Origin of the sequence: Brevundimonas sp. DC300-4 (genome assembly GCF_049897365.1) — a bacterium.
Classification (GTDB): Bacteria; Pseudomonadota; Alphaproteobacteria; order Caulobacterales; family Caulobacteraceae; genus Brevundimonas.
In genome coordinates this window covers 1-7,415 of the sequence record NZ_JAFCWC010000031.1, presented here as the reverse complement: position 1 = coordinate 7,415, position 7,415 = coordinate 1, and the positions used below count along the sequence as shown (strand labels likewise).

General features: G+C 64.6%; 7 protein-coding genes. 2 read left to right on the top strand and 5 right to left on the bottom strand.

Translation table 11 applies throughout. The features are described 5' to 3' along the window. Positions 1–151 precede the first annotated feature (151 nt). Genes ACP7AZ_RS17610 through ACP7AZ_RS17600 form a run of 3 tightly spaced genes read right to left on the bottom strand, consistent with a single transcriptional unit; the run spans position 152 to position 1,849 of the window. Entirely contained in the window at positions 152–655 is a 504-nt protein-coding gene (locus tag ACP7AZ_RS17610) for an isoprenylcysteine carboxyl methyltransferase family protein (RefSeq protein ID WP_426039957.1), read from the bottom strand. Next, positions 652–1,704, bottom strand: a complete 1,053-nt coding sequence (locus ACP7AZ_RS17605; RefSeq protein WP_426039956.1) for a type III polyketide synthase — start codon at positions 1,702–1,704, stop codon at positions 652–654. The genes ACP7AZ_RS17610 and ACP7AZ_RS17605 overlap by 4 nt, the downstream gene beginning before the upstream one ends. Then, positions 1,664–1,849 carry a hypothetical protein gene (locus ACP7AZ_RS17600; protein ID WP_426039955.1) on the bottom strand — a complete coding sequence of 62 codons (186 nt, stop codon included), beginning with the start codon at positions 1,847–1,849 and terminating at the stop codon, positions 1,664–1,666. Before ACP7AZ_RS17600 ends, ACP7AZ_RS17605 begins: the two co-directional genes overlap by 41 nt. Positions 1,850–1,887: 38 nt before the next feature. Between ACP7AZ_RS17600 and ACP7AZ_RS17595 the strand changes: the two genes are divergently transcribed. Next, the gene (locus ACP7AZ_RS17595) at positions 1,888–3,456 is read left to right on the top strand and encodes a DHA2 family efflux MFS transporter permease subunit (RefSeq protein WP_426039954.1); all 1,569 of its coding nucleotides are present in this window, start codon (positions 1,888–1,890) and stop codon (positions 3,454–3,456) included. Positions 3,457–3,945: 489 nt separating this feature from the next. Here ACP7AZ_RS17595 and ACP7AZ_RS17590 read toward each other — a convergent pair whose 3' ends face one another. Next, a complete protein-coding gene (locus ACP7AZ_RS17590; RefSeq protein ID WP_426039953.1) occupies positions 3,946–4,884 on the bottom strand; it encodes a LysR family transcriptional regulator in 939 nt (312 codons plus the stop codon). A gap of 94 nt (positions 4,885–4,978) precedes the next feature. Between ACP7AZ_RS17590 and ACP7AZ_RS17585 the strand changes: the two genes are divergently transcribed. After that, positions 4,979–5,854: an aldo/keto reductase family oxidoreductase gene (locus ACP7AZ_RS17585; RefSeq protein ID WP_426039952.1), complete on the top strand. Its 876-nt coding sequence runs from the start codon at positions 4,979–4,981 to the stop codon at positions 5,852–5,854. Positions 5,855–6,113: 259 nt separating this feature from the next. Here ACP7AZ_RS17585 and ACP7AZ_RS17580 read toward each other — a convergent pair whose 3' ends face one another. Beyond that, positions 6,114–7,322: a TonB-dependent receptor domain-containing protein gene (locus tag ACP7AZ_RS17580; RefSeq protein ID WP_426039951.1), complete on the bottom strand. Its 1,209-nt coding sequence runs from the start codon at positions 7,320–7,322 to the stop codon at positions 6,114–6,116. Positions 7,323–7,415 lie beyond the last annotated feature (93 nt).

Genomic DNA, 7,415 nt, shown 5'->3' with positions numbered 1-7,415 from the left:
GGCCAGCGGACATCAGCGCCGCGCCAACAGGCCGGACAGATGACCGCACCCCGACAGATCTCAACATCAAACCAAATTCACTCTTGCAGCGCAGGGGCCATCCACAGATGACAGCACCCTTTAATGCTCCCAAGCCCGACACAAGCATATGCTAAACTTCCGGGGTTCCGGTCCCCGCCAGCGCGCGGCTCTCTGCCCTTATGCGGATCGTTAGGACAGCGGCATTCAGAATGGAGAACACGACGGCATAGGCCACAAGGTCGAACGCCAGCGGCAACACGCCGATCTCCAACGCCACGACCACATAGTTTGGGTGGGACAAGAACCGATAGGGACCGCGACGCACCAGGGTCTCGCCCGGAACCGTGATGATCCGCGTCGTCCAGCGGCCGCCGAGCGAGGCTATGACCCAGATGCGGGCGAGCTGCAGCAGGACGAAAACTCCCATCCAGATCCAGTTCACCGGCTGATCCCACGCCAGGACGAATAGGCCTATCAGCCAAGCCGCGTGCAACCCTACGATCAGCGGGTAATGGCCTGCCCCGGTCTCCAGCCCACCGTTTGCCAGCAGCCTCGTGGTATTGCGCCGTGCCAGCACCAGCTCGCCCAGCCGCTGGACCGTCACCAGCACCAGAATGACGATCGAGGCGATCATGCGGCCTTGCTCAATGTGACGGTACTGGCGGTGAAGCCCGGTCCCAAAGCCGTGACCACAGACCGCTCGGGCAGACCGGAGTGCCGGGCACGGTTCAGGACGTGAAGCACGGTCGGCGCCGACATGTTTCCATGGTCGGCCAGCACCGCGCGTTCATGATCCAGCCTGCCTTGGTCCATCGACAGCGAAGCCTCCATTGCGTCGATCACCTTCATGCCGCCAGGATGGCAGATGAAGCGGTCGATGTCCTCGACGCGGTTTCCATCGGCGGCCAACATCCGGTCCATGGCCGGACGCAAATGCTCGCGCGCGAAAGGTGGGATGGCACGGGCGAAGATGACCCCCAGCCCTTCGGGTTCAACCCGCCAGCCCATGATGTCGAGCGTGTCGGGCCAGGTGTGTTCTGCGGTCGCCTCGACGTGGGCGAAACCGCCCTCTCCGCAACGCAGGACGCAGGCCGCAGCGCCGTCACCGAACAGGGCCGTGGCCACGATGTCGGCCTTGGTCAGGTTCTCCATCCGGAACGACAGCGTACAGACCTCCACCGCGACCAGAAGCACCACCGCGCCCGGACTGGCCCGCGCCAGGCGACTGGCGATCGCCAGACCTGCGACGCCTCCGGCGCATCCTAGTCCGAACACGGGGATTCTCGCCGCATCCGATCGGAACCCCAGACGCCCCATGGCACGGGCGTCGAGGCTGGGTGTGGCAATCCCGGTCGACGAGACGGTGACGATGATATCGACCTCGGCCCCGGTTAGCCCGGCACCGGACAGGGCGTTTTCCGCCGCCCGGCTGTAGAGATCGACCGCTCCGACCAGATAGGCTTCGGTGCGTTCCGGCCAGGTCCTCGGCGTCGTGTACCATTCGATCGGCATGACCGATTGGCGATGACGAATTCCAGCCGTGTCGAACACCTTGGCCATGCGGTCGAACTGCGGGAACCGGTCCTGAAACAACCGCCGGGCCACCTCGGCGACGGCGGCCTGGGGCATATCATGGGGGGCGTCAGCGGTCCCGATGGACAGCAGGGCGACGGGCGCGGTCATCAATGGCTCCCACCGCCTTATCGATCTCCATCTGGAAATCATCGCGAGCGGCGACGTTGCGGAACATCATGCGTCCGGCCTCGGTTCCAGTCGACTGATCGGGCGTGACTTTATCACGCGGCAGGCGTCTGGATTGATCATGCATAGTGAAACCGCCCTCGACCGATCTCCCCGCAAGTTTCGATGACATCAAGCGTCACGCCTAACCCGGGCAATGCCGTTACCCTGTGGGTTGGCTTCATCGTCATGTGCGTCGGCATGTTCATGGCGATCCTGGACATTCAGGTCGTGGCGACTGCCCTGCCGACGATCCAGGCGGCTATCGGCGTCGCGCCCGACCAGATGAGCTGGGTCCAGACCGCTTATCTCGTCGCCGAGGTCATCGCGATCCCGCTGACCGGTTTCCTGACTCGCGCCCTGACCATGCGATGGCTGTTCGTAATCGCGATCAGTGTGTTCAGCCTGGCCTCGCTGGGCTGCGCGCTGAGCAATGACTTTGAGACGTTGATCTTCTGGCGGGTAATCCAGGGTTTCTCGGGCGGCACTCTAATTCCAGGCGTCTTCTCCGCGGTCTTCCTGCTGTTCCCGCAGAGCCGGCAGGGGATCGCGACCACCATCGCGGGCGTCCTTGCGGTGCTGGCACCCACCGTTGGTCCGATCGTGGGCGGATGGATCACACAGACCTACTCCTGGCACTGGCTGTTTCTGATCAATCTCGCGCCCGGCATGATCTGCGCCGTGCTGGCGGTCTGGCTGCTGCCGCGTGAACGCGCCGACCCTGCGTCGGTCCGCCGCCTGGACTTCGTCTCCCTGATCCTGATGGCCCTGGCGCTCGCCGCACTTGAGATTGCGCTGAAGGAGGCCCCTCAACGCGGCTGGGCGTCGCCCCTGGTGATGGGCCTGGCGGCTCTGTCGCTGGCCTCCGGCGTCGCGTTCGTGAGGCGAAGTCTGACTGCCATCCATCCCGTGGTCGAGCTGAAGACCCTGTCGAACCGCAGCTTCGCGATCGGCTGCGTTCTGAGCTTCGTGCTGGGCATCGGTCTGTTCGGCTCGGTCTATCTGATGCCGGTCTTTTTGGCCTTTGTGCGGGGCCATGGGCCGTTGGCGATCGGAACGATCATGCTGGTCACGGGCTTGGCACAGCTCGCCACGGCGCCGGTCGCCGTCGTCATGGAGCGCCGGATGGATGCGCGGTTGATGACCGCCATGGGGTTCGCCCTGTTCGCCCTGGGCCTCGGTCTCAGCGCCTTCCAGACGTCTACGACCGATTTCGACGAGATGTTTTGGCCTCAGATTCTTCGCGGCGTCGCGATCATGCTGTGCCTGCTGCCCCCGACGCGTTTGGCACTCGGCAACCTCCCGCCGGGCGAGGTACCGGACGCCAGTGGCCTGTTCAATCTGATGCGAAACCTGGGCGGCGCCATCGGTCTGGCCCTGATCGACACCGTCATCTACGGCCGGGCACCGGTATTGGGCCGCCAGATCGTCGCGCGGCTGCAAGCCGGAGATGTCGAGACGGCCCAAGCCTTGGGTATTCCCGCATCGGTCTTCGCCAGCCGGATCGGCCAGCCGATCGACGCAGGTACGGCCGCCGTACTGGCCCCGCTCGTCGAGAAACTGGCGCTCGTTCACGCCATCAACGAGGCCTGGGCGATGATTGCCGTTCTGACCTTGGTTGCGCTCTGCACCGTGCCGTTTGCAAAGCCGCAGGCCGTCACAAGCCCAACCCTTCAAAGGAAGCCCGTCCAATGAGCCGGTTCGATTTGCATTCTGAAGCCGCCTTGTCGCGCGGTGCGGCCGGCTACGGTCCGCCTCTTGGGCGCGAGTGACGACCTTGTCTCGACGACGAGATTACGTGACCTTTACGGCCTAGGACTTTCTCGGTCCCGGGCCGGAACACGGGCTACTGAAACCCGAAGTGTTTGGCCGTCAGATATTTAGGTTGGATAAGCGCCAGAAGCGGACTTCGGGAGCCATCTTGAAAGGCGACATTCAGATTTGCTGGGAGGCTCGCTCCCGCACCGATCGCTGATGGCTGTGTAAGCCTTCGCCGAAATACCCGCTTTGCCGAGCCCGCCTCTGCCTATTGATTCGGGCCCAGGTCCTGGTCGTGAACCACAGCCCCCCCTGGTAGCCGCGCAAGGCCGATGCCGCCGGGATGACTACGACGACGGTCGACACGCTCGACGACGAGGCCCGCCGCGAAGAGAGCGCCCGCATACTGTCGGGCGCCACGGTCATCTAGGAAGCTTGTGCGGCGGCGCGGTCGCCGATCGGCAAGGCCCGGTCCGCCTTGATGAAGTCCACAAAGGCGCGGAGCGGGGCCGGGACGTGGCGGCGACCGGGATAGTAGAGGAACGGCCCCGAGAATTCCTGCCACCAGTCGGGCAGGACAGGCTCCAGGGCGCCGCTGTCCAGATGCGGGCGCAGCCAGTCCTCGAACAGGAACACGACGCCTGTCCCTGCGATGGCGGACTGAACGATCACCTCGACGGCCGCGCCCAGGTTGACGATCAGGGGCCCGGGCGGATCAATCATGACGATCTCGCCGTCGCGCTCGAACTCCCAGGGCAAGAGGGCGCCGCTGGAGCCCCGGCCGCGCAGGCAGTCGTGTTGCAGCAGGTCGCGCGGTTGCTTGGGCTTGCCGCGCTGAGCGAGATAGGCGGGTGAGGCCGCGGCGGCGAACCTCTGGCGGCGTGGGCCGATGGGGACGGCGATCATGTCCTGGTCCAGCCGTTCTTCGTAGCGGATGCCGGCGTCGCAACCGGCGGCCAGCACGTCGACGAACCGCTCCTCGGCAACCAGTTCCAGCACAATGTCCGGATAGGCCTTCAGAAAGGCGGGCACGATGTCGGGCAGAACCATGATAGCAGCGCTAACCGGTACGTTCAGTTTCAGGGTACCCGCCGGCCGGTCGATCAAGCTTTTTATCGCGTCCAACGCAGCCTCGACCTCACCGATCGCGGGGCCGAGGCGGTCGAGCAGGCGACGGCCGGCCTCGGTAGGAACCACGCTGCGGGTCGTGCGGTTCAGAAGGCGCACGCCCAACCGGTCCTCCAGCCGCCGAACCGTCTCGCTTAGGGCGGAGGCGCTGAGCCCTGTAGCCCGGCCTGCTTGTCGAAAGCCGCCCGCGCGCGCCACCGCGACGAAGGCGTTCAGGTCGCCGAGGTCCGCCGCCATTGTTCGTTTTTCCGCACAGCCTGTTCTGATTGCCTCGACTTATCGCACGAAAGCGAGAGGCGCACATAGGCTTCACCAGACGAGGAGATCTCCAATGACAACGCTCGACAAAGCCGGAACCTTCACCCTGGGAGACCGCACGGTCCGCCGCATGGGCTATGGCGCGATGCAGTTGGCGGGACCCGGCGTGTTCGGTCCGCCGCGCGACCGCGAGGGCGCCGTCGCCGTGCTGCGCGCCGCGGTCGAGGCTGGGGTCAATCACATCGACACCTCGGACTTCTACGGCCCGCACCTGACCAACCAGATCATCCGGGAGGCCCTTCACCCGTATGCCGACGACCTGACGATCGTGACCAAGATCGGGGCGCGACGGGATGGGACCGGGGCTTGGCTGCCGGCCATGTCGGCGGCGGAACTGACCAGCGCGGTGTCCGACAATCTGCGGAACCTCGGTCTGGAGGCGATGGACGTCGTCAACCTGCGCATCATGGGGTCGGGCGACGGCCATGGACCGGGCGAGGGGTCGATCGCCGAACCCCTGTCGACCCTAGTCGATCTGCAGAAACAGGGCCTGGTTCGCCACATCGGTCTCAGCACCGTGACCCCGACCCAGATCGCCGAGGCGCGGGGCATGGCCGAGATCGTCTGCGTGCAAAACCTCTACAACCTCGCCCACCGCGAGGATGACGCCATGGTGTCCGATCTTGCCCAAGCAGGCATCGCCTATGTGCCCTATTTCCCCCTTGGCGGGTTCACGCCGCTGCAATCCGGCGCCCTGTCGGAAGTCGCGGCCGAACTGGGGGCAACGGCGATGCAGGTGGCCCTCGCCTGGCTGCTGCAACGCTCGCCCAACCTGTTGCTGATCCCCGGCACCTCGTCGGTCAGCCACCTGAAAGAAAACCTAAAGGCGTCCGATCTTGTGCTGTCGGCGGAGGCCGTGGCGAGGTTGGATCGGATCGGCGCGGGCTAACCCTTCCCGAAGGGTGAGTGGGACAAAACAGTCTCTTTGGGCGCAGAAGGCGGAAATTTTTGAAACCCGCTGTGAGTCAGGATCGGACATCCCCCTCCCCCCGCTTTGCGCCTAAGCCCCATTCTGCGAAACGGTGCCGCAAGTTCGTCGGCTGGCACCGCTGTCCCGAATAACGGTCAGCTCAAACTTGGGGCGGGCGCTGACGATGCAGGTCCCGCCCCAAGTCGGGAGATCTCTCGAATACGAAACAGGCGGGCGATCACATCCGCAGCGACAGACGCAGGCCATAGGTCCGGGGCGGGCGGACCTGGTTGTAGATCACGCCGGGCTTGGCCGGACTCTGGGACGAGTTGGCGAAGACGAGCTCATCCTCGATGTTGTTGACGAAGCCCGTAATCGCCAGGTTTCCGGACGGAGTTTCCCAGGTCACCCGGGCGTTCGACATCATGTATCCGTCCTGACGACCCTGCTCGAGGTAATCGAGCGAAAGGTAGCGCGACGATTCCAGCCGCGTGTCGGCCGCCAGGATCAGGTGCCCCCGGTCCTCAAGCTCCAGAGTCTTCACATAGCCCAGTTGCAGCGACCATTCCGGGGCATTGACCAGAGGCTGGCCCGAACAGTCGACATTGTAGATCCGTGCCGCAGAGCTGGCCCCGGTCAGGGTGGTCGGCGTGATCGGACAACCGATCGCGGGAGCCCCACCGGTGGTCGAATAGGCCTGGTACTTCAGCTCGTCGTAGGTGGCGTCGAGGTACTGGAGGTTGGCCGAAAACTGGTCCGAGGCGGTGGGCTGGTAGACCAGCTCAAGTTCCACACCGGCGATGGTCGCAGCCCCTGCGTTCTCGGTCAGATAGATGGGGCCGTAGATCGGCCCGCCGGGTGTAGAGGCAACCTGAACGGGACCAAGGTGAGAGATCTGCTGGTCGGTATAGTCCCAGAGGAAGGCCTCGCCGTTCAGCTGAAGCGTATTGTCGAAGAAGCGGTTCTTGGACCCCAGCGTATAGGCGACCATACTCTCGGGGGCCGAGGAACCATTGACCAGGGCCGGAAACAGGACCCCCGATTTGAAGCCTGTGGCGACTGTTGCGTAGAGGAGTGACGCGTCGCCAGCATCGTATTCGACGCCCGCCTTGTAGGTCACCTTGTCGAAGTCGATGTCAGCGGTAACGTCCGAGCGGATGTCGAGAATGATCGGGACCAGCGGGAAGCGGCCCGGTACGAACCCGACGAACGGCAATGTGTGGGCCTCGGTCACCTGGCTCTTCTCGTCCTTGGTATAGCGCAGGCCGCCGGTGAGCCTGAACCGGTCCGTGATGCTGTAGGTCGCCTGACCGAAGACCGCCGAGCTGTCGGTGCCCAGGTCGGACAGGATACGCGTGCCGTTGCTGCCTTGATCGAAGCGCTGATTGGCATCCACGGTCTCGGAGAAGACATAGGCCCCGGGGGCCTGACAGGTTAACTTTGCCAAGTCGAAAGCCCCCTACCCCGTGGCCCGATCAGTCAACGGCGGCCGCCCATGCGGCATCAGCGTCGGCGCGGAAGCGGCGAAGTGTGGGTCTGC